The sequence below is a fragment of the Bacteroides sp. L008 genome, from assembly GCF_040812255.1.
Classification (GTDB): domain Bacteria; phylum Bacteroidota; class Bacteroidia; order Bacteroidales; family Bacteroidaceae; genus Bacteroides; species Bacteroides vicugnae.
Genome location: NZ_JBFNXO010000001.1, coordinates 149,230 through 173,459 on the forward strand (window position 1 = coordinate 149,230; position 24,230 = coordinate 173,459).

Sequence of the window (24,230 nt, forward strand, 5' to 3'; positions counted from 1 at the left end):
AATTTAATGTATTAGATATCTTTATAGTTGATACCTTTCAGATCCATGAATCTCTTCAATGCTTCCAGATAATAGTAGTCAGCATAGTTCAGTGGAGTGTCTATTTCAGAACCATTCGGCAGTGAACCTACGGAATGCATCAAAATGAATCCTTGATTGTCACCCACTTTTGCGAGATATGCATCACTTGACAAACTTTTCAGAATCTTTTCTGCATAATCCAGATATTTCTGTCCGTCGGGAACCATCGTACTTAGTTCGATCATTGCAGAAGCAGTAACAGAAGCGGCCGATACATCACGTGGAGTTTCTTTGGTTACAGGAGCATCATAATCCCAGTAAGGAATAGCATCATCCGTTTTTACGCGGTTCATAATCATATCAGCTATGTCCTTTGCAAAGTTCAGGAATATGCTGTCATTCGTTTCGCGGTAGCAAGCGGTATATCCGTATATAGCCCATGCCTGTCCCCGTGCCCATGAAGAGTCATCGTTCTTGCCTTGGAAAGTTTGTTTGTTTTCCACTGTTCCGTCGTTGTTATAGCTTACTACATGCCAGCAAGTATAATCCGGGCGGAAGTGATTATGCATTGTAGTCATGGCATGCTTGATAGCGATGTCTTTATATCTATTGTCACCTGTTGCTTTTGCTACATTGAACAGAAGATCAAGGTTCATCATATTGTCGATAATAACCGGGAAGTTCCATGTTCCGAAATCCCATGAGCGAATAGCGCCGATGGAATCGTTGAAACGACCACAGAGGTTATCGGCAGTTTCTTTCATCACTGCAGCGATTGTATCGTTAGGTGAAAGACGTTCTGCATTGCCGTAACTACAGTTGACCATAAATCCCAAATCATGTGTACCTTTATAATAACGCACCGGATTCAGAAGATTTGTATATTCGATTGCTTGAGTTTTCAGTGTATTGTTTCCTGTCAGTTCGTATGCATACCATAATGAACCGGGGAAGAAACCACTCGTCCAGTCATAAACGTTGCAGAGGCGACGTTTGCCTAGCTGGTCAGCAGTGGGTTGTGCGCGTAGTGAATCCTTAAATGTTAATGAATCTCTTTCCAACTGGCGGCAAAGGAAATTCATGTCATAGCCGGTACGGATGGAACGTGGCAACATCCCTGTACCACTAACCTCTTCTGCGGAAAGTTGTAATTGGGCAGAAGCTACATCCAGTCCTTTTTTTATCCAACTGTAGTCTTCCTTTGGGGTTGTCTGGCACGACGCGAGTGCAATACTAACCGAAGCAAAGAGAACAAGTTTCTTTTTCATGTTATTCATTTTAAGTGATTGTTTTTAGAAGTTTTGTACTGATGCAAAAGTATGCGAAAAGCCTAATTTTTTATTACAGGATTGTCGAAAAGGCATTTAAATAGAGCTTTTCAAGTTTCGATTTTGTTGAAAAAGGTTTTAAATATCTCCAATATGCCCCAACCAAGGCATATTGGAGAATACTTTATTTAAATTACCACTTAGGATTTTGATTGAATAAAATACATAAATCCATATCTCGTTGTGGAATAGGGAATAACTCATGTTTACCATTAACTGTATATGTTGCCACAGAATAATTAGGAGAGCCAGCACTTTCCCACCAATAACCTAATTCTTTCGCAGTCTCTTGTATGGTATTATAATAAATACCCCAACGAACTAAGTCCATACGTCGATGACCTTCGAATGATAATTCATAACTACGTTCTTTACGAACTGCTTCACGGAATCCTTTTTCATCAAGCCCTTCTGTTAAATCACATGTACTTGTATTACCCGGGTTACCATAACCACGACGACGTACTGCATTAATAGCATTGTATGCATCGGTTGTAGGACCATGTTTCCATTCATTCAATGCTTCAGCATATAACAACAATACATCAGCATACCGTAAGAAGTACCAATTTACATTTGATTTATCATTATTAATGAAACTGTTGGTCGTTACATATTTCTGAATATCCCATTTGGCTGGGGTATAATTCTGTTTATTTTTTTGTGCTTTTGTCGGATCTGCATCTTTTGCAGCTGCACTTTCTTCCGTGTCACTAGCACTAGCTGCCCAAAGAGTTTTCTTTGTGTCAGTATATTGGTAGTTGGCTACGGACAAATCACGACGAATATCAGCTGTATTCTCTCTCCAGTCAAGTACAAATGTATGAACTACCTTTACGTTAGCAGCACAACTTCCACGAACACCAGCAATTGCAGTAGTTTTTACCCCATTCCATTTACCGATACGCCCTACTGGATCACTATTACCAGATACGGTTGGTGAGTAAAACGAAATTTCAATTAAGCTTTCAGTAGGATCCCAAACCCCATTACAAGTATTTTTCCATAATTGCTCATAATCTGTTAGTAGTCCATGTTTTCCAGATTCAATTAGGATACGTGCAGTTTTGGCCGCAGCCTCCCATTTGGATGTATCTTTCACTGGATCTCCTGCCCAAGTAGCATAGACTTTAGTAAGTAATCCTAATGCAGCTCCTTTTGAAAAACGGTATTCATTACTTTCACGATATTGGTCATCGATTGCATATGGTAATATATCAGATGCATATAACAAATCATCTTCAATGTACTCATAGACTTTTTCTGGGGCTGATTGTACATATGTTGCCGGATCTTGATTAGACATTTCTGTACTGGTCATCAAAACTACATTCCCAAATCGTCTTACTAACTCAAAATAAAACATAGCTCTTAATGCCCTGGCCTCTGCAATGTATATGGTTGCCAGTTTCTTATCAGTGTTAGTATACGATTCTATTTTGTTAGAAATACGTTCTAAAAAATCATTAGCCCTGTAGATACCTGTATAGAGTGCAGCCCATGTTTGCTGTACTTCTGATTGTGTTGTGGGAAATGAGTTCGTAGGAATTATACGAAAGTTTTCATTGCCACTTCCTTCTACCTGTGAAATGTCTGTTCCTAAATTGAATAGTATGGATAAATGATAACCATACATGGCATCTACAATGGTTGTACGGTATACGCCAAGTAATACATCCTTTGCTTCATCCGCATTGTTCATATAATTTTTCTTCTCTACTTCAGTTCTGGTTTCTTCCTCCAATGAACAAGAAAAAGGAAGTAAACACATTACTGATATGGCTATATAGTATATTATCTTTTTCATATTATATTTTTTGTGGATTAGAATTGAAGATCAATACCAAATGTAAATACTCTACTCTTCGGGTAGGCACCCCAGTCTAGTCCTGGAGTCATAGGGTTGCTGCTTGCACTATTAACTTCCGGGTCATAACCGCTGTATCCGCTTATGCAGAATAAATTCTGACCTGTTGCATATATGCGAAGCTTAGATGCATGAAACTTACGAGTCCATTTGTGTGGCAGTGTATATCCTAAAGTTATATTTTTTAAACGTAGGAATGAGCCATCTTCTATAAAGCGGGAATATACATCATTAACAATATATCCATCCTGTGAAGGAACTTTATTTGATGCATTTGTCGGACTCCAACGATCGGCAACTTCAGCCAACATATTTCTACGGCCACTTCTGGATTGTGTAGCATACAAACGGGTAGCATTATATATGTCATTTCCATAATTGAACTGGAACATGAAACTGAAGTCTATACCTTTGTAATTAAATGTATTTGTAATACCACCATACCATTTGGGCATAGCATTACCAATAACGGTACGGTCATTAGTAGTAATAATGCCATCGCCATCCTGATCTTTATATTTCACAACACCCGGCTTAACACTACCATATCGTGCATTATTTGTGATTCCTTCTTTCAGAATCAACTGATTGTCAGGAGTTGTGTAAAAATCAGAACTTTGATAAATACCGTCAAATTCATATCCGTAAATAAGACCAAGTGACTGTCCGACTGTTGCAATATAGTCATATGCAGTAAAGTTGCTGTCGAATCCAGAACGTGCATACATTGACTCTACTCCTGAAGCTAATCCCTTCAACGTGTTTTTGATAAATGAGATGTTGAAGTTGGTCTGCCAAGTAAAGTTACGTGTCTGAATATTAGTAGAGTTAAGACTTAGCTCAATTCCTTTATTCTGGATCTTACCAATATTCTGCATTTGTGAATCGAATCCAGTAACATGTGCTAATGACTGTGCTAATAATAGATCTTTTGTATCTTTGATAAAGAAATCAGCTGTAACATTTAATCTGTTGTCAAAGAATCCTAAATCGACTCCTAAGTTAACACTGCTTGCGCCTTCCCATTTTAAATTAGCATTTTTCAATTGTTTGGGAGTTAGGACAGTAACAGTGTTGTTGCCAATTCCATATTTGTTTGCTTCATATAAATCCATGGAAAGATAATTGGAAATACGGTCATTTCCTACGATACCCCAACCTAGACGGACTTTAAAATTAGATACCCATTCAACATCTTTCATGAAAGCTTCTTCCGAAACACGCCATGCGGCTGAAAATGAGGGGAAGAATCCCCACTTATTTTTATTAGAGAATACAGTTGATCCATCGGCACGTACTGTAGCTGTAAATAAATACCGATTATCATAGTTGTAGTTTCCACGTGCAAAGAATGATAGAAGCGTTTTCTCGCTGTAACTACTTTCAACTCTACTCGGAGTAGCTCCCAGTCCCAGATAGTCGTTGCCTAAATTGTCAAAAGGGAAATCCATTGCTTCACCTAGTAAATATTCTGTGCTTTTAAAAGAAACTTCATGACCTAACATAATGTCATAGTTGTGCTTTTTTACCTTCTGTTTCCAAGTAAGGTTGTTGGAGTTTGTCCATCGTACGTCACGACCCATTTGTGTGCGTCCATAAGGTTTTTGACCATTACGGTATGCTTCTTTTGAACCATCTTTGTAGAATATATCTGTACGATTGTTGGTTGTATTGTAGGTCCCTGAAGTCTTGAATGTCAGTCCTTTAATGATCTGCCATGTTGCCGAAGCGTTTCCGGACCACATTTCTGCACGTTTATTATTTGTTACCGACTCGGTTTGTTTAACTGGGTTTACTTGGGCTAAACTTTCACCTGATTCGAGCATTTCAGGGTCAATAGCTGAAGCTAGGAGTTCTTCGTCTGTCAGTTTTAGTCCACCCGTGGGACGGGCACTTAATATTTGTGCAAGCATATTGAAGCGTCCGGAATCACCGGATGTACCTACACCTTCACGGTTTGTCAATGCATAGTTAACAGTAAAATTGAAGGAAAGGCTTTTACTTAATTTCTGATCAAGACGGAATTTACCTGTTGTTTTATTAAAACCACTATTTTTGAAAATACCATTTTCAATATAGCGTGAGAATGATGCATTATATTTAGTATCTTCCGTACCTCCCATAATTGATAAACTATGATCTTGTGACCACGTCGGATTGAATGTTTCATCTTGCCAGTTTACACCGCTTACACCAATATAGTCATCCAGGGATTGATAACGATAAGGGTTTCCGTCATCATCATTTCCTGTTTTAAAATAACTGTCGGAGTATTTAGAGTTTACTTCTCCTTGTAATTTAACGAATTCATATGGAGATAGGACATCTAATTTCTTTGATATTTTACGATAACTAGCTGAACCATTATAGTTAATAATAGGTTTCCCTATTTTTCCAGATTTAGTGCTGATCAATACGACTCCATTTGCTGCACGTGCACCATAAATAGCTGAAGAAGATGCGTCTTTCAGAATCTCAATAGACTCAATGTCAGAATTAGACAGATAGTCAATATCATCTACTTCAAAACCATCGACAATATAAAGTGGAGAGGAATCTCCCGTCAGAGTTCCGACACCACGGATATTAATACTGAAACCAGCACCTGGAGTACCATCTGTTGATGTGATTTGTACACCTGCGATTTGTCCTCCTAATGCGCCTGCCACTGAACTGGTTTTAAATCCTTCTACATCTTTGGCTGCTATAGAAGCTACGGAACCTGTTAAGTCACTGCGTTTCATTGTGCCATAGCCAACTACAACTACTTCATCTAGAGTTTGGTTGTCAGGAACCATTTTAATGTTGACGGTAGGTTGCCCGGTAAATTTAATTTCCTGTGTTTTGTATCCAATATATGAGAATGTAATAACAGCACCTTTATTGGCTTTAATTGTATAATTACCATCAAAGTCAGTTATACTTCCAGTTGAAGTTCCTTTTACTTGTACAGTAGCTCCGATGAGAGGAGTATCTGTTTCGTCTACAATAACACCTTTTAAAGTGGCATTCTGGGCATATAGGCTGATCGTTAGGATCAGTGTCAAGAGGGTGAACCACCCTCTTGTGCTAATTGATTTTATAAAATTTATATTGTACATAACGAGTATTTTTGCATGTATTTATTAGAATTTAGTATCAAACCAGATAAACATAGGAGAAACTCTTGCTCCACTAGCAGCTCCTTGAGGATCTTCTCCTTTGACGCTGTAAGTCATTTGACCAATCATTGCTCCATTAGCATTGCCATCTTTTGTGCGCCACATATTAGGATTAATATGTACCTTAAAGTCGGTCTGATCTATGTATCCTAGAGGTTTACTCAAATCTGTTATATTATCAAAATATGAGACAGGTTTTCTGGATGTACCTGCATCTATACTATATGAATTCCATAATGTAGATAAGAAATTGTTGACTCCTTGTGCTAATTGACCACTTATATGTGAATCGGGACCTGCTATGTTATAGTAGAAGAAATCACGTCTATAGTCTAATCTGAATGTTGATTTGTCTATATCGGTTCCTAAGCTTGGAGCTTCAGATACACCACCTTTCATCGGATTAACTTGGAAGACAAATGGAGTGTATTCTAATTGTACATTATTATCTGATAAAGTAGAGAAGTGGAAGAATACGGGTTGACTTACAGAAACTGCAGTTTTTCCTTCTCCTGCTGTAGCTGTAACCATAACCATACCACATTGTCCGGCTTTTAAACCTGTGATAGTAATTTGTCCGGTAGTAGCATCGATAGTTGCTTTTGTATTGTTGGGATTATGCTTCAACTCAACCTCCCATTTTAACGATTTCAATCCACCCGATGCATCTGTTGAAACTGGCGTAGGTTTGACTGTGTTGAGTTTAGCACCAGCTGCAATTCTAAATTGATCAGCGTAGTTCTCTATTGGCTGTAAGTTTAGATTGTTTCCATAACGGAAGAATGTGAAATAATTCGGATTTTCTATAATCTTCAATGTAAATGTCGCAGTTTCTGAACCTTTGGTATTTGTTGCCATCACTTGAACGGTATACTGTCCGACAGGAATAGTATTACCTTTTTTAATAGTGATGTTGCCATCCAGATCAAGATTTAATTGTCCTTGAAGTTCAGTTGCGAGGTCTATGAACTCATATTTCACTTCATCACCTTTGAAGTTGTCATTCTTCTGAATATCAATTTCTACAGCTTGAACTTCTTCTACATTAGTATATCCGAAATTGGCTATCGGCTCTATAAATTCGACTGCATTTAATGTGAGTACATTTTCAAATACGACCCCTTCTGTAGAGTATTCGTTTATAACTTTGACACTGATTTCGTATTTTTCTCCATCTTTGAAACCATGATGCGCAGCCACAGACAATACTCCAGTTGTTGGATCTATAGTAATTTTGTCTGTACTTGGGCTTATTGAGCTGATGCTGTAAGTCAACCCTTCTGTAGAACCTTTCAGTACTGGTGGGTTGCTCTGGAAAGTTGTTTCCGGACTAAGCTCTCCCTCTTCTTCTATTTTACCTTCATTGGGAGTATATGTTAGAGACAGAGGTCTGGAAGTGACATTAATTTCCAATGCATTTTCAAAAATACCCATTTCAGGATCTTCTCCAGTCGCTGCTGTTGTTAACTTGAATGATAAGATGTATTTGCCAGGTTGGATATTCTGGTTACCTTTGATAATTGATATTTCGCCGGTTTCCGAAACTGTAAAATAAGTGTCTGGGTCTTCTATTATAGTTTCATTCCATACAACGGAAGCAATTGTGTAGTTTGTAATGGAAATATGATTACCTTCCGTTGTTATTTGTGAGGTCGGTAATTCTTGACTGCTTTCAGTATCAATAATATCTGCATATTCTACCTGAAGTTTTTCAGGAATGGCTTTGATGCCATCTGGCACAGGTTTCATCATATTGATTTCTACAATATCTGCATATTCGTATCTGCTACCATTAGAATAGCAAGAGATAGATAACTTGTACAAGCCTACTGGAGTATTGCCTGTACTATTTAATGTGATTTTTCCTGTTTCTGAATCAATGGTAAAGATATTGCCAGAAAAGGCTTCTCCATCGAGTGTTATTTTGGTAATACTAAAATCGTATGGAGTACTACCTTTGTAAGTCGGACTACTGATAATTCCTGTCATGGAAGGTCCGATATCAGTCATACCTGTGTAGTAAATAGTAAACTTCGTAGAGTCAGTGGTTTCCGTATCAGTACAAGAACTATTGACTACTGTCAATATGATTACTATGAGTGTTCCTAGTAATCTTGAAGTAATGTTTAGTAATTTAGATCTCATATTTTAAGAGTTATTAGTTTATAAGGTATATGATAATGGGTATATAGTTCCTCCTACATTTACTTCTATAGATACGCTATTTTCACTATATCCGTTATCTGTGAAATGAGCAGATATGTTATTTATATCAGTGCTTTTTTTAACTGGTATGATAACTGTGATATAACGTGCTGTTTCATTAGATTCTTTATTCATATCTATAGTATATGATTGCCGGTCATTATAGTTACCGTCAACAAGATATGCTATGCGTCCTGTAAAAGGTGAACAGGTTATCTCCTTATTGGCAAAAGTACGTACAATGATATTATTGTCATTGCTAAATGCTGTATGAACACCGTTTTCTTCTTTGTCCATAACTACTTCGGTACTACTACCTTCACAAAGATTAAAGCTTAGATTTACAGTACCTTCAGCACTCCCAATGCCTTCGTCTACCAGTACGAAAAATTCTTTATTTACATAAAATACAGCACGACGGTGTTTTAAGTTGTCATATCCTTGATTCTCAAATACAACAAGTTCTGCTGCACCTTCTTCAGATTTTAAAAGTTTGCCTTCGGCCTTTTTTATGTTTTGCTTCCCTAATGATAATGTATTATGCTTGTCAATACCGCGAAACCAATAACGTAGTGTGTTGTCGCCACCAGTACTGTAATAGGTACATACTCCTGAATCGGGGAAGAAATTACGCCCATTGTGATAAAGTTCAAATGTTCCATTGTCAGGTTGATTATGGCTGTATGCACTGATAGAGTTGGAGGCGTCATTACTTTTATTATTACTTAAAATCATGACAGTAGAGCCATACGTCCAGCCGTTGCGTAATACGTAATATCCTGCTTGGTCAAATAATTTCATATCGTTATTTGGAGTATGTCCTTGGGGAGTACCACCGTTACCTGCAGTTTGCATGTATTTAAGTTCCTCACTGTTAGGGAACATTTCTACATATTGTTTGAAATTTGTATTTTTAAGTACATTACGTGTCCGACTCCATGAATCATTAAACATGGGTACTACATTATCAGAACCTTTGCTAAAATAGTTGGGATAAGTGAAATGCATTACTACTTCAGCTGCTTTGCGAAGTGGTTCTGTAAAATTACTAGGCAATTTACTGGAAAGTTGGTTTGCCTCTGCTAATTTCATAGCCTCATAGAAATCTGCTACAATACTTATATGATAATGAAGAGACATTTCTTTATGCCATCCATCACTCATTATCTGATTTTGTACTTCTTCACTAAGTATTTGGTAACCAGTTTCCATCCATTTTTCAGCATTTTTGAATTCCGGCATTAATGTTCCGGCAGTTGCCAGTGCATTAGCTTGTGATATCAGAATATTACCTCCTGATTCATAAGGATAATCAACAAGAAAGTCAGCTTGCTCTGCAAACTCTACTAAAAAAGTAGTAAGCCATTCTGGTGTGAAATTAATAGAGTTTTTGAAGTATTCCAATAATTGTACTTGATCATTGATACGGGTTGCTACTTGTAATTGCCACCAAGACGTTGTGTTTGTACCGCTTTCCGGTTTAGGATTTTGGTCTATCCAATTATTATATACCTCAATCCATGATTGAATGTATTTTTCATTTCCGCTAATTCGATAGGCTTTAGCCTGTGGAATAAACCATTGATGGCGATGTAGTTGTTTCTGATACTCGTCAGAGGCACCTTCTGGAGAAAATGTCCAATTAATCGTTCCATCTTTCTTTAAAGAATATGGTTTCAATGTTTCTTGATCTTCATAGAAATTGTTTACATGAAAGCGATAGTCCTCCAATGCATAATCCGCTTTTGTTTGATCTGCTTCTGAGATTGTTACATTAATTAAGGACAAATTGGGATTAGTAACATTGGTTCTTGTTCTGTAGTATTCCAATAAAGCATTGGCCGCGTAATAATATTCCCCTGTTTCATAGAATTCTTTCACTTTTTCTAATCCGGGATAATTAAGGTTGATAATGTCGAATACGTTGGTATTTACAACATCATTGGGCTTAGAATCGGGAAGTAGATCTATATCTACATTTCCTCCGGTTAATAGATCGTCGTCATCGTCTGCGCATCCTGTAAAAGCGAAAAGCGCACATAAACAAATAAAGAAGATGTTCTTCATACTTTATTAGGTTTTAATTATTAAAAGTTATATTTTACTGTTTGCAAAATTAGCTTATTAAATTATAGACTATAGTCTACCTTGTTCACACTTTGTTCAAAAATGATTTTTTTGATATTAAATTTGTTGAATCATATGTTATTTCTGTCTAAAAAAACTGTTGTGGAACTGATAGAAGGCTATTTTTGTATCATAATGTAATCTAATCTACCAGTGTTTACAAGGTTGGTTTTGTACATTTTTAGGTGTTCTATTGGATGATTTTTAATCCATAATGATTTTTGGAAGTATGAGGAATCGGAGAAATAATAAAATCAGGCTTTTCTCCTTGAGGGGAAATGTAGACCTCTTCTCCTTTTTTTAAATCAATCCGATAAGTATTGCTTTCGAATGATTGTACAGTGAAGTCTCTTTCTCCTTTAAAGACAGGGTTAACTATATCAGTCGTTATAATGCAAGGTTCTCCAGCCAGACTTTTGATATGGATGAATTGTGTTTTTCCCTGTTTTCTGCTAGCAGAAACTTTGAATGCTCCTTCCGTACGCAGACCGGAATAGGCGATGTCTTTCCATGTATCAGGAATAGCTGGAAAAATGCGGATTTTTCCACCCCAACTTTGTAGTAGCATGTCGTGAATACTTTGAGCACCGGAAAGAGGCGTTTCAATAACAGGACCGCTCTCTCTATACATGGTGGTTGGACTGAGAAACTTGCCAAATAATTTGTTTAAATAAGTTAGTGCGTCATTTCCCTTTCCGATGGCAGAGGATATGGAAGATGCACCTGTACATGAATAACCTAAGAGAGCTTTGGGCTTGCTTTGCCAGAAAGTGAGTGATTTTTCAATCGTTTCGATACCGCCCGGCTGTTCTTTATTGATAAGGTACAGCGGATAGATGGCGAGTAGATGCGAATAATGTCTATGAGAGAATGCATATGGCATATCTTTCCCAATAAGTAATCCATTCTTATCCATAGGATAAGGAGTTAGATTATAAAGGACGTCTTTCCATGTATTAGCCAATGGATCTTGAATGTTCAGACGATGGGCTGATTCCAATAGAGTTTGGCATCCCCAACGTAATAATGCAAGATCAAAATTACAATCTTCCGTACTATCGTACTCAGGAGAATAAGTTGCCGGAAGGTGAAATTTCCCATCTTCTCCTTTTTTAAGAAAATGCAGGTAGTAGTTGATTGACTCTTTTAATAAAGGAAATAGTTTATTCCGTAGAATGTCATCATCCATTTTATGACGGTAGATAAGCCATAGGTTGTGACAGGCCCATGGGAGCAGGCCTACTTGCGCTTTACCTTTTCCGGGAATACCTACTTCTGTAGTCATACATTCCAAATTGGAAGCGACTCCTATGCCTAATGAATTATGACGATAATTAGGATGAATGTTGAGACGTAACTGGTCTATGTGATTGTAAAGTGCATTTTCTAAAGAGGCTGCGAGATCTAAATGGTCGGAAGCATTTAGTGCCCAGTATGTGAGCTGTACATTGAGGTTCCACCAAGCATTTGGCCAGGGAGTTTCCGTCAGCCATGGACCTGTATTGTCTATTAGAGCACGGTCGCCACGGGTAGCAGAAGCTAGTTTGTACATTTGAATCCAATAAAAGTTCTCTTTTTGTGCTTCCGGTAATGTGATGAAGCTATTTGGATAAAAGGAATTCCACCATTTACGATGTGTCTTTTGCAAGGATGGATAGCCTTCGCTTATAGCTTTCCGGATTTCAGTTTTACATATTTCACTCGAATTATTTTGAGGATATGTATGTGTAAGGTTTATCCATAAGGTACGTTCCTTTTTAGTTGATTGAGTCTCTTTCCAGCCTACTGTTGTTTCACCACCTGCCAATAGCTTCTGAACAGATAAGTTGATATCTTCTTTTCGAGTGATTGTTGGTGCAGGATTGAGTTCATAGTCTTTGGGAATTTTATTGATTTGTCCCCGCCTTCTAAAAAGTAGATAGCGGGGACTATTGGCTTCAGCCGCTACCCATTCCCATTTGAAGTCATGTTCTTCTCCTTCTGTAGTTGCTTTTACTGCTATTATCATATTGTCAGCATGGGCAAAGGTTTGTAGGTGGATAACCCCTTTGGTGGTGATAATATCTGTTGATGCTTCGGCATTCCAAAGGTCAAGGCGCATCTTACCGCTGATTATTTCTCCTCTAGGATGCAGGGCAAAGTAACCGGTAAGTAGTCGGGGAATCCCGAATACATCTCTTTTTGTATGATGGTCATGCACATCACAGTTACCGGTTTCCAGACGCAAGTAGTTTTCACCGGGTGCTTTGTAGATCATTAATCCTAATTTGCCGTTGCCTAGATAAGCTGATTCATACCAGTATTCTGGCAGCTTTTCCCATACCATATCTTGCTGGCTCATGAATTCAGGCCAATTAATATCCTGTTTAAGAGTTGTAGAATGGGCGTCTACAGTGAAAGAACAGATTAAAAATAGAAAGATACAGTTAAGGTATTTACGTCGAATATTCATAGTGCTATCTTTTATATTAATTCTTAAGTTCGTAATTTAGATTATATGTTTCATTATCAATTGTCACTTCAATAGAAACATTATCTGAATCTGAAGGATTATCTGTGAATTTAGCGTTAATCTTGTGATTGGAAGCTGTTGTTACCGGATATAATATGGTAATATAACGTACGGATGTGTTTTTCTTTTTCTCCATAACTAATGAATAAGCTTTTCTGACAGAGAATTTTCTATCTGTCTGATATGAGATTCGTCCCTCAAAAGGTTTTAATACAATGTCTTGATTCCCAAAACTGCGAATAAGCAAGTTGTTATTATCTTCAAAAGTTGTATGCGCACCCATCTCTTGAATATCCAAATTGACATTGTTGACTGATGTCTCGTCACAAAGATGGAAATATAATTTGGAATATCCGGTAGCTGCTCCAAAGCCTTCATCTACAAAAGCGAAGAATTCGACAGGCTTTTTCACATAGAAGATGGCACGGCGGTGTTTGAAGTTACTATATCCTTGATTTTCTGTTATTATTAGTTGTTGGTTATCGTTTTCTTCTGATAATAATAGTTTGCCTTGTGCCTTGTTGATGTCTTCGGTTCCGGTGGCTTCATGCTCTTCCAATTGTCCCAAAACCATAGTATTGTGCGCTTTGGTCTGACGGAACCACCTGCGTAATTCCATTACTTCCGTATCATTTTCTTTCATATATGAACAAACGCCGGAATCCGGAAAGAAGTTGCGACCATTGTGATATAGTTCGAACGTCCCATTGTCGAGTTGGTTGTGACTTGAATCTTCTAATTTGGAAGATACATTGTTGCTGTGTACCAACATTGTTGATTGGGGAGTCCAGCCATTGCGTAATACATAGAATCCAGAGTATTCGAACGTTTTGATTTTGGTATCGGGTGGAGTTCCTTTTCCGTATGTTTTCATGTAGTCAAGTTCTGAATCATCCGGGAACATTTTGGCATATTTTACGAAGTTCTTGTTCAGTACACTGCGTGTTTTTATCCACGAATCGTTGAATGCAGGACTGCAATCCTTACTTCCTTTAATGAAGTAGCTAGGATATGTAAAGTGCATGACGACTTTAGTGGCTTTCAGCAAGACGTTGTCGAGTTCTGGAGAAAGCAGGTTGTCCGGTAGCTTATTTAATTGGATTAATCTCTTTAAATCATATAGCCCGTCCACTATACCTATGTGATAGTGGAGTGAGAGATCATTCGTCATCCCATCTCTTAAAAACAATTTTGTGGTTTGCTCATTAATGATGTTACATCCTGTTTTTTGCCACTGTGGGGCATTTTTTAGTTCGGGGAATAAGGTTCCTGCAAAGACTAATGCTACTGCTTGGCTTAGTAGAATATTGTTTTCTCCGGTGTATTTGTACATGGACAAATAGTCGGCGTGTTCTGCAAAGTGTATGAGGAAAAAAGAAAGCCATTCGGTTGTGAAGTTGGGAGAGGACTTGAAATGCTCGAATGATTCTGTTTGTCCCATGATACGTGTGGATACCTGAAGTTGATACCATTTGAACTTGTCCGGTTTTCCATCAGGTTTGGGGTTCTTGGCAATCCAGTCGGTATATACTTCTTTCCATGAATATATGTATTTTTCATCGTGAGAGTTTTGGTAAGCTTTCCCTTGAAGGGGCATCCAGTTATGACGATGTATTTGTTTTTGATATTCATTGTCGGCTCCTTTGGGAGCAAATTCCCAGTTAATTGTTTTATCGTTGTTTTGCAATGAATAAGGGATCTTTCTGGTTTTGTCTTCCAGATAATTGTCATTGACATAAAAGCGATATTCGTTTATTGCATAGTCGGCATATCCTTGTTCCGTTTCATTAAGGGTAGTAGATAGGTTTGGATTTATTATCTCTGTTCTATTTTTGTAATAGGTGAGCAGCTTTTTCAGGGCAGCATCACTGTCACCGGTTTCATACAGAGATTTTACCTCCTCCAATCCGGGATAATCAAGATTGAGTATTTCAAATAAATATTCTTCAGTATTCTCTTTCGGAGGTGTCGGTTCCTCTTTTGACGGAATGTCATTGTTCTCTTTTTGAGGGATATCATTATCAGTACATCCTACGATTGTAAAGACAAAGACTAGCAATATATTAATCCGGAAACCGTTTTTGAAATTCATAGTATAAATTTTAGTTTGGATAGATTTTAATTTATATGAGAGCTGGTTATTAACTCTATGCAAATATATGGGGTAAAGTAGCTTTGTTGCTAATAGTTTTATCGAATAGTATATCAAATTTGTGCAATGATTCTGCTTGATATATATAAAGGACAGTATTCTTTCTCTAAATGATGCAGAAGTATTAACGATTTCATCTAATTGAATTTTATAAATCATGCTATCTTTTTAGTAACTTCTTTTAATTAGTTTAGTCAGTTACAGTTAGACAACTCGCTGGTTGCAGTTGTGTATCTACTTAGATGGACAAGTGTAACTTGATGGTTGCACAACTGCAGTTCACTAATGAAAGCAATAGACGGAATTCTTGGATAATGGATTGATAAATAAAGTATTATATGCAAAATGCAGTTTTCTTTCGGAAAAAAGCAAAATCATCCTGTTCTTTTTTGTAAACTAATCTTTATTTTACTCTATTTTTAGGGTTAAATAGCTGATTTTTAGTTCTGCCACATTTTTATATTTCCCCCTATAATACTTAGAATAAATACAATAATGTGGCAGGTTATGGATTTATGATTTCTCTGGAATTATCCTTTTGCTTTCTTGATAAACTCCGTAGGCAAACATCCGAAATACTTCTTGAAACTCGTAGCAAAGTAAGAAGGTGTATTGAAACCTACCATTGTGCTAACTTCTGCTATCGTGTAGCGACCATCTTTTAATAATTTGGCCGCTTCATTGAAACGGATCTTTCGTATAAAGTCAATAGTCGATTCGCCTGTAATAGCTTTCAATTTGAGATGTAGATTAGAACGGCTCATGTTCATTTCTCTGGCAAACTCGTCAGTAGAGAATTCAATATTATCCATATTTTTTTCTACAATGGCTACGGCACGTTTCAGTAAGGCTTCATCCATGGCGTTAAACGTAATCTTTTCCGGTTCCACTTCCAGAGATTTAGAATACCGTTCAAGCATACGTCTGCGGGTACGCATCATATTCTGTATCTTCGTAGTCAGGATAGCCAGCGAGAATGGTTTCGGGATATAATCATCCGCACCCATTTGCAGACCTTCCATCTGGTCTTTGACTTCGCTTTTAGCAGACAGGATAATCACGGGAATATGACAGGTACGGATATTTTGCTTCACATTCTTACATAATTTAATACCATCCATCACAGGCATCATGACATCAGTTACAATGATGTCAACTTCATTGTCTTTCAGTTTTTCCAAAGCTTCTTCACCATTCCCGGCTTCCAGCGTATTGAAAAGTTCGGCAAGTCCGCTACTAAGATAATGGCGGATTTCATTATTGTCCTCTACAATAAGAATAGTGCCACGCTTCTTGTCACCGGCTTCGATCGTTTCGCTTTCGATCTTTTCCGTATCAATGAAATACATTTCTTTCGAATTGGTGGAATATACCTGACCTTCCTCATTCAGACTGTCATTAGAAGCCAGTTCGGAGGACTTATAGGTATTTATGTCTTGTGGCAGATAAACAGAGAAAGTGCTGCCTTTGCCCTCTTCACTGTCCAATTCGATACGGCCATGGTGTAATTCTACCAGACGTTGTACCAATGAAAGACCGATACCACTTCCTACGTGCTCACTCTCTATCTGATAAAAACGTTCGAATATTTTTCCCTGTTTGTTGATAGGAATGCCGATGCCGGTGTCACTAACCTGCAGTACCAGCCAATTATTCTCCTCTTTCAATGTCACAGTGATGCTTTGACCGCTTTCCGTATATTTGAAAGCATTTGAAAGCAAGTTATTAACAATCAGTTCCAGATAATTAGGATCAAAAAGTTCCTCTTTATCTTCCAATTCAGAATGGAGAGTATAAGTAATCTTTTTGTGGCGTGCCAGTTTATCATAGAACAAGAAATTATCTTGTATTAGTTGATGCGCATTCTCTTTCTTAACTTTCAACTCGAAAACTCCCAATTCGGCTCGGCGATAATCCATCAGTTGGTTCACAAGATGTAGCAGACGATTAGCATTACGTTGGATATATTCCAGTTGATTACGAGTCCAACGGTCACTGATCTTATTGATTATTTCTTGTAAAGGAGCCAAGATAAGAGTCAACGGCGTACGAAGTTCATGGGAAATATTGATGAAGAAGCGCATCTTCATCTGGTTGATTTCTTCTTGATGCTCCTTGTCTTTGCGCTCGAGCTCCAGTTTTGCCTCCATGCTCTTCCGCATCCAGAAGAAGCGGAAGACGAAAGTGATAAAGCCGATAAAAACAGCAAGGAAAAGCATGATTGCCCACCAAGTCTTGTACCATATAGGGAGAACTATGATTTCCAACATTGTAGGTACGGTATTCCATTTTCCGTCACTATTAGCTGCTTTCACCAGAAAATGATAAGTACCTTGCGGCAAGTTGGAGTAGGAGACAGTACGTTTGTCTGTCAGATAATACCACTCTTTATCATATCCTTCCAATTTATAAGCGAAAGTATTGTGTTGACCTGAAATATAGTTGGATACCACAAATTCAATAGTGAAAGCTGTTTGCCATGATTTTAGCGTGATACTTTCTGTTTCATTGATATTCTTAGTCAGGATACCGGTTTCATCATCCGGACGGACTGTCTTGTTAAACAGTTGAAGTTTAGTGATAACTACCGGAGGAGTGTAAGGGTTGTCCAGTAGGAGTTCCGGGCGGAAAGTTGTGATACCGTTGATACCCCCGAAGTACATTTGCCCATTAGAGGTGCGGCAGAATGAAGAAGTATTAAACTGATTACTCTGCAACCCGTCGGATTCCGTAAAATTACGGAACTTCTCTGTCTCCGGATTGAAACAGGAGATACCGCGGTTGGTGCTTACCCAGAGACGCCCGAAGGTATCTTCCAGAATACCGTAGACCACATTATTGGGTAAACCGTTAGCTGTTGTATATCGTTTGATTTTCTTCTCTTTTTCATTAAAACTGTAGAAACCTTCACGCGTACCTACCCAAATGATGCCATTGGCAGCTTCATAAATGCAATTGGTAAACATCTTTGTTACAGATGATTCCGGAAGAATAGGAGCTTTTTCTATTTCGATCCCTTCCTGCTGAAAGACTGATATACCTTCTTCGCCACCGATCCAAAGACGTTTACGGGAATCTCTGAACAGGATTGTGATTCGTTGTGAAGTAAATGGCGTACCGTCTTTTTCTTTATCTATGGTGGTAAAGCTCCGTTTCTCCGGATTAAAACTAACCAGCGCACTTAAAGTTCCTAATAAAATACTACCCTCCTTGTCAGGAAGAATGGCATATACATTTTCATTGACCAACTGGCTATTCAGCTGATTAAAACTTTCCATTTGTCCACTGTTACGGTGGAGAACAGTCAGACCACCCGCATGTGTTCCTATATATACAAGTGATTTTTGTTCATCTACATATACGGCTTTGATATTGTTGGAACCAATACCGATTTCCCGTTCGTCTTCCTGTAGAATATAGTGTGTAAATTGTTGTGTCTTTGGGTTATATAGATTCAATCCACCATCATTCGTTCCTATCCATAAGTTCTTATTCTTATCTTCGGTAATGCAACTGACTACATTGTCACTTAAAGAATTCTTATATGGAATACGCTGAATATTCTTGAATCTGTTGCGGATCGGATGATAATAATTTAGTCCTCCGAAATATGTTCCAAGCCACATTCCGCCCTGCGAATCCATAAAGATACTGCGGACCGAACGCTGTGACAGACTCCCGCTTTCTACCGGACTGCTGCTATAAGAAACGAAAGAATCGTTTGCTTCATGATAAATGTTTAAATCATTGAATGTTCCTATCCATAGGCGATTTTGCGAATCCAGTGCCAGGGAACGGATATAATTGGAACTGATACTTTTAGGATTGGAAGAAGAATGATGATAAGCTTTTACTTCTTGCGTTTTCGGATTGAGTAGAAGTAGACCGGCTCCTTCGGTAGCTATCCAGATGCGGGTAGGGGATTGCTGTAAAATGGCCTGAATCTGTTTAGTTCCTGTTATCGGACTAATTTTCTCCAGTTTCTTTTGGGGAATGGAATAGCTGTAAAGCCCGTCAACAGGGGTACCGATATAGATAATATCACCATTCCGGTAAAGAGCAGAAGCCACTATCTTATGCATGGCTGTGCTAAAAGAATCATCAACGAATCGTGATTCTTTAATATCGAACATAGTCAGACCTTCCTGTGTACTTATAAGCAACTGCTCAGGCGAGATTTCTGCAATACCATTGATTTGCTGTTTCTTGCCTTTTTTCTCATAGAAGAAATTCCTGAACTTGTCTTTCTCTTCGTCATAATATGACAAACCATCCCGTGTACCGATCCAAACCCGTCCCTGACTGTCGGTCTTTACGATTCGGGAAATATCATTAGCGATACTGTTCGGATCATCTTCATTATGCTGATAAACTGTAAATGAATACCCATCGTACTTGTTTACTCCGTCATAAGTTGCGAACCACATATTGCCTCGTTGGTCCTGATCGATAGAGAATACGGTACTTTGTGACAATCCTTCATTAATAGAGATATAGGAGAAGTTGATTTGCTCCGGAATATCAGAAAAAGCATAATTAACTCCTGCACATAGAAAAAGTAGACAGATTGTTATTTTGTTAAGGCTGCTCATTATTAGTTCATAAGATTAATAATGGCATCAAAGATAGTGAAATCTTTGATATACCCCATGAATTGACCGGAAAACTATACAATCTTTCCGCCCCGCGTTAAATGTCTTTTTTCATAATGAGGTGATTCTCATTGTCGATACGTTGGTATGATATTTCGTTCATAATGCTTCGTATAAGGAATATTCCCAGCCCCCCGATTGGACGTTCCTCCAAAGAAAGCGTAACATCTACCTCGTCTACTTGTGTCGGATCAAAAGAGGCTCCTTTGTCCGTTAATAGGAAAACGAGTTGTTTTTCGCTGTAAGTTACTCTTAATAGGATGGTGTGTTGTTCTTGAGTCGGATAGGCATACATAATTATATTGGCTACGGCCTCTTCCAATGCCAGATTAATATTCATTGTCGTTTCAAATGACAAAGAAAGTTCCTCTCCCAGTTCTTCGATGAAACTGGCTAAAACTGAAATTTCATTTAAATCGTTTGAGATCTTTATTTCTCTTTCCATAATGATATGTGCTTAATTGTTTGTTGTCCCGGGTTCATATTGAATAAGTAAAATAGTCAAGTCATCGCTGGCTTCTGCTTCTTTGACATGCTCTGCTATAGAGTCCACTATACCATTAACAGTGGTGCGTACATCAGACGTGCTATTATCAGACAATGTTTTCAATAACTTTTCGTCTCCATATAGTTCTTTGTCTGTATTTTCAGCTTCTGTCACTCCATCGGTGTAGAGGAACAGTTTACTTCCTTTCTCCAATGTTGTTTCATCTTCGGTATAGGCAAATTCTTCAATGACACCGACAAATATCTGTGTTTTGAATTCAAGGAAAGAAACCTGTCCGTCCGGACGAATCAATATGGGAGGATTATGTCCGGCATTACACAGTTTCAGTTTACCTGTTTCCAAATCAAGGATTCCGACAATAAGCGTAACAAACATGTTGGATTCGTTATTATCAGAAATCGAGTTGTTCATATCCGTCACAATCTTAGCCGGCGAAAGTACCTGTTGTGACAAGGTGCGAAATAAACTACGGGTGATAGCCATAAATAGAGAGGCGGGCACTCCTTTCCCCGAAACATCTCCGATTAAAAAGTAGAGGTGATTGCCATCCATATAGAAATCATAAAGGTCTCCACCTACTTCTTTGGCGGGATGGAGTATAGCATGTAAATCTACATCATTGCGTTCGGGATAAGGAGGGAATATTTTAGGAAGCATCCCCATTTGAATTTCCCGTGCTATGGAAAGCTCGCTTTCAATCCGTTCTTTGCTGGCAGTGGTATCTCTTAGTTCACCTACGTAGGTAGATAAAGAGTGTTGCATGAAGACAAGTGAATCATGTAAATCCTTTATTTCATCTTTGGAATGTACTTCCGGCAGGATAACATCAAACCGTCCGGTCGCAATTTCCCGGGCTGATTCGGAGAATTTCTCCAGTGGACTGACAAGGCGTCGGATAATGCTGTATATGATTAGAAATAAAGCTATCATACCAACCATAAAGGTATAGATGATTTTCCGTGAGGTGTTATCCAATTCCTGAAGAATAATCTGGCTTGGACAAACAGTACATACCGACCATCCTATTTGAGGAATGGTTGTGTAAAATGCATACGAGTCGACTCCTTTATTATTGAAGCGCATAGTTCCGGTATGTCCTGCTAGCATTTCGTGTCCGATCTGTTCCTGTGCTAGATTTTCTTTGGCGAAAGCTTCGGAGAATATCGTTTCATTCATGATCTTGCTTCGGTCCATGTGAGTCAGAAAGCTTCCGTTGCGGCTAATTAAATAGGTGTAGCTGGAAGGATAAGGCTTCAGTAGACTGATTGTATCAGTGAATTGTGTCAGGGATATATTGGCAGTGAAAACTGCATATAGTTCCCCTTTGCTGTCAAACAGAGGTTTGGCATAAGTACTCATGATGAAGTTTCCCCCTCCGTCGTCATAGTAAGGCTCACTCCAATAAGGTTGTTTAAGTAACTGGGGAATAAGATACCAATCCATGCATGGATAGTCATAATTCTGACTACCCAATACCTGATAGGTTATTTCTCCATTTATTTCATCCTTAAAAGAAGCATAAGGCATGAAATATTTCCCTTTTTCTTTGTAATAGTCGGGAACGAAAGCTATGCCGCTTCCGACGATGAACTGATTGTTTCTTACAACAGATTCTATAATATTGTGTAAAGAGTCCGGGTGATCAATATTCTTTTCCAAGACCCAGACAGATTGGTTGACAGTCGTCTCAACAGACAGTAGCTGACCGCTGATTTCTGTAGCAATGTTACTTAATAGTCCATGAGTGCGTTCGATTGCAAAGCCCGTTACTTTCTGTTGGCTATAATAATAAAATAACGCCATGATAGTAGCAAAGATAATTAACGTAAAAGATAGTACGTAGATACTTAGTCGGGTTGCAAAAGAATGGGAGAATGTGTATTTCATGAATGAATGTCTATTATTTTACAAAATTTTCATAACGGATATCATTGGAATTTTGAGTTTGATCCGGCAACAAAATACTTGTTGCCAGATTAAACTCTTCCCGGCTTAGCCGATAGGGACGTTGCCCGCTCTTCTTGTTTGTTTGTAACCTTAGTATCTCATCCAACATTTTACGTTGGTGATACCGGTTGGTTCCTATGTTGTGTTGATGCACTTGTTCCATTACGATGTCCAATGTTTGTTCGCGGTGTTCATTTGCCCATTCCCAGCCACGCATGCTGGCACGGGCTAATTTCTGTACTGCTTGAGGATATTTCTGATAGAATTCTCTGCTAACATAAAGTCCGTCCTCCGGCAGGTTATATCCATAATCCGAGAAATGCATGATATGAATTGAATCAGTCTTTACACCGGCTTCAATTAGTTGTAGAAACTCATTGTAACTTCCTACGAGACAAATATCCACAGCTTTTGATAGGAAAATGTTGACTCCCCCATTGAAACGTATCCATTCCACCTGGAGTTGATATTTGTTGGCTATTTGATCCAGTAGTTCTTGACTAAGATGATTCCATACCCCTATTTTCTTATGTTGCAAAGATGAAATACCCTTGAGTGGTGAACGACTGACAAGCATCAGGCTGTTTTCCTGTGAGGTTTGCAAGATATTGACTACCTGTGCACCTGCAAAATATTCAGTCAGGGCATACGATAGGTTCATAACTACCGCTTGCGAATATCCTTTCTGCAGGAAAGAAAAAGAGCTTGCCGAAAGCGAAGGATGTACTACGTGTACGTCAAGTCCTTCTTCCTTGTAGAATCCTAGTTTGTCAGCTACGTAATAGCCTGCAAATTGTGCTTGTGCCGTCCATTTAGGTGTGAGGTTAATCGACTGCGCATTCACCGGTTCTGTCAGAAAGAACAGAGATAGCAAGATACAGCAAATAATAGATGCTTTTCTCATTATAAGTGGGATTAACGAATGATAAAAAGGCCGGAACAGCCTGTCATATCGAATATTTTCCGTATTTCCGGACGCATAGCTTCCAATACAAGTTGTCCGCTGTGTTGCTTTACACTTTTCTGGAGGGTTATCAGACTTCTTAAACCGGAACTGCTGATATATAGTAATCCTTCGCAGTTGATTATTATATTAGGATTCTGAATGCTTAGCAGAGGTTGGATGAGAGCATTGAATTCGTTCGTATTGGCAGTGTCCAATCGTCCTTCAACAGTGAGTATGATAACTTCCTCTATTTTACATAAGTTCGTTTTAAGAGTTGCTTCCGGTTTGAAATCCATGTCTATTTTTTTAGTCAGGATTAGTTCGTTTTGACTGTCCGTCGAATGATATTCTACTTTATCCATGGTGCGGCGAATCAGAAAGAGCCCCAAACCTTGTGTCAGTTGCTGTTCCAGAGATAGTGCATCTCCTGATGCTTCATTTTCAGATTTTGTGGGATCGAATGAAATACCATCGTCAATAATTTGGGCAATCAGTAGTCCGGGTGCCACGGAAGTTTTCAATATGATTTCACCTTTTTGATTTTGAGGGTAACCGTGATGGATAATATTGCTTATTGCTTCTTCAATAGCAAGATTGAGACTCATTGTAATGCCGGAAGGTAAATGTAATGATATGCCTAATTCTTCGATGAATTGGGCAATTATTGCAATTTCCTCTACCTGATTTTCGATAGTGATTTCCTTTTCCATATTCTTTAAGTAGCGCGTCATATTATAATTTATTCTTGTTTGGGGTGAATGCTGCCACAAAAGTATTAGTAAAGGTGAAAAGTCTGAAATATAT

12 protein-coding genes are annotated in these 24,230 nt (G+C 38.3%); all 12 read right to left on the reverse strand.

From position 1 onward, the window contains the following. Positions 1-11 precede the first annotated feature (11 nt). The 12 genes from AB3G73_RS00700 to AB3G73_RS00755 all read right to left on the reverse strand — a co-directional run bounded on the left by AB3G73_RS00700 (position 12) and on the right by AB3G73_RS00755 (position 24,136). Complete coding sequence (locus AB3G73_RS00700; RefSeq protein WP_217722953.1) at positions 12-1,298, reverse strand: DUF4995 domain-containing protein; 1,287 nt, start codon at positions 1,296-1,298, stop codon at positions 12-14. Between the two features lie 184 nt (positions 1,299-1,482). Beyond that, positions 1,483-3,156 (reverse strand): RagB/SusD family nutrient uptake outer membrane protein, encoded by a 1,674-nt coding sequence (locus AB3G73_RS00705; protein ID WP_148364556.1) that lies wholly within the window; start codon positions 3,154-3,156, stop codon positions 1,483-1,485. A 17-nt stretch (positions 3,157-3,173) separates the two neighbouring features. Further along, positions 3,174-6,317 (reverse strand): TonB-dependent receptor, encoded by a 3,144-nt coding sequence (locus AB3G73_RS00710; protein ID WP_148364557.1) that lies wholly within the window; start codon positions 6,315-6,317, stop codon positions 3,174-3,176. Between the two features lie 24 nt (positions 6,318-6,341). Beyond that, positions 6,342-8,522: a surface glycan-binding family protein gene (locus AB3G73_RS00715; RefSeq protein ID WP_217722952.1), complete on the reverse strand. Its 2,181-nt coding sequence runs from the start codon at positions 8,520-8,522 to the stop codon at positions 6,342-6,344. Between the two features lie 18 nt (positions 8,523-8,540). Further along, positions 8,541-10,649 carry a heparin-sulfate lyase HepC gene (hepC, locus tag AB3G73_RS00720; protein WP_367741738.1) on the reverse strand — a complete coding sequence of 703 codons (2,109 nt, stop codon included), beginning with the start codon at positions 10,647-10,649 and terminating at the stop codon, positions 8,541-8,543. Between the two features lie 250 nt (positions 10,650-10,899). After that, positions 10,900-13,161 (reverse strand): glycoside hydrolase family 95-like protein, encoded by a 2,262-nt coding sequence (locus AB3G73_RS00725; protein WP_259011407.1) that lies wholly within the window; start codon positions 13,159-13,161, stop codon positions 10,900-10,902. Positions 13,162-13,177: 16 nt separating this feature from the next. After that, on the reverse strand, positions 13,178-15,313 hold the full coding sequence (gene hepC, locus AB3G73_RS00730) for a heparin-sulfate lyase HepC (RefSeq protein WP_367741745.1): 2,136 nt from the start codon (positions 15,311-15,313) through the stop codon (positions 13,178-13,180). A gap of 590 nt (positions 15,314-15,903) precedes the next feature. Beyond that, positions 15,904-19,965: a two-component regulator propeller domain-containing protein gene (locus AB3G73_RS00735; protein WP_322019478.1), complete on the reverse strand. Its 4,062-nt coding sequence runs from the start codon at positions 19,963-19,965 to the stop codon at positions 15,904-15,906. Between the two features lie 97 nt (positions 19,966-20,062). Beyond that, a complete protein-coding gene (locus tag AB3G73_RS00740; protein ID WP_004325354.1) occupies positions 20,063-20,470 on the reverse strand; it encodes an ATP-binding protein in 408 nt (135 codons plus the stop codon). Between the two features lie 12 nt (positions 20,471-20,482). Then, positions 20,483-22,420, reverse strand: coding sequence for a SpoIIE family protein phosphatase (locus AB3G73_RS00745; protein ID WP_217722948.1), 1,938 nt, complete (start codon positions 22,418-22,420; stop codon positions 20,483-20,485). A gap of 13 nt (positions 22,421-22,433) precedes the next feature. Next, positions 22,434-23,384 (reverse strand): ABC transporter substrate-binding protein, encoded by a 951-nt coding sequence (locus AB3G73_RS00750; protein ID WP_217722947.1) that lies wholly within the window; start codon positions 23,382-23,384, stop codon positions 22,434-22,436. An 11-nt stretch (positions 23,385-23,395) separates the two neighbouring features. Then, on the reverse strand, positions 23,396-24,136 hold the full coding sequence (locus AB3G73_RS00755) for an anti-sigma factor antagonist (RefSeq protein ID WP_229128671.1): 741 nt from the start codon (positions 24,134-24,136) through the stop codon (positions 23,396-23,398). Positions 24,137-24,230: the final 94 nt, after the last annotated feature.

Coding starts and splice junctions, on each gene's coding strand:
- AB3G73_RS00715 (WP_217722952.1), bottom strand. CDS start 8,522: ATGAGATCTAAATTACTAAACATTACTTCAAGATTACTAGGAACACTC.
- AB3G73_RS00740 (WP_004325354.1), bottom strand. CDS start 20,470: ATGGAAAGAGAAATAAAGATCTCAAACGATTTAAATGAAATTTCAGTT.
- AB3G73_RS00755 (WP_229128671.1), bottom strand. CDS start 24,136: ATGGAAAAGGAAATCACTATCGAAAATCAGGTAGAGGAAATTGCAATA.
- AB3G73_RS00750 (WP_217722947.1), bottom strand. CDS start 23,384: ATGAGAAAAGCATCTATTATTTGCTGTATCTTGCTATCTCTGTTCTTT.
- AB3G73_RS00700 (WP_217722953.1), bottom strand. CDS start 1,298: ATGAATAACATGAAAAAGAAACTTGTTCTCTTTGCTTCGGTTAGTATT.
- hepC (WP_367741738.1), bottom strand. CDS start 10,649: ATGAAGAACATCTTCTTTATTTGTTTATGTGCGCTTTTCGCTTTTACA.
- AB3G73_RS00735 (WP_322019478.1), bottom strand. CDS start 19,965: ATGAGCAGCCTTAACAAAATAACAATCTGTCTACTTTTTCTATGTGCA.
- AB3G73_RS00725 (WP_259011407.1), bottom strand. CDS start 13,161: ATGAATATTCGACGTAAATACCTTAACTGTATCTTTCTATTTTTAATC.
- AB3G73_RS00745 (WP_217722948.1), bottom strand. CDS start 22,420: ATGAAATACACATTCTCCCATTCTTTTGCAACCCGACTAAGTATCTAC.
- AB3G73_RS00705 (WP_148364556.1), bottom strand. CDS start 3,156: ATGAAAAAGATAATATACTATATAGCCATATCAGTAATGTGTTTACTT.
- hepC (WP_367741745.1), bottom strand. CDS start 15,313: ATGAATTTCAAAAACGGTTTCCGGATTAATATATTGCTAGTCTTTGTC.
- AB3G73_RS00710 (WP_148364557.1), bottom strand. CDS start 6,317: ATGTACAATATAAATTTTATAAAATCAATTAGCACAAGAGGGTGGTTC.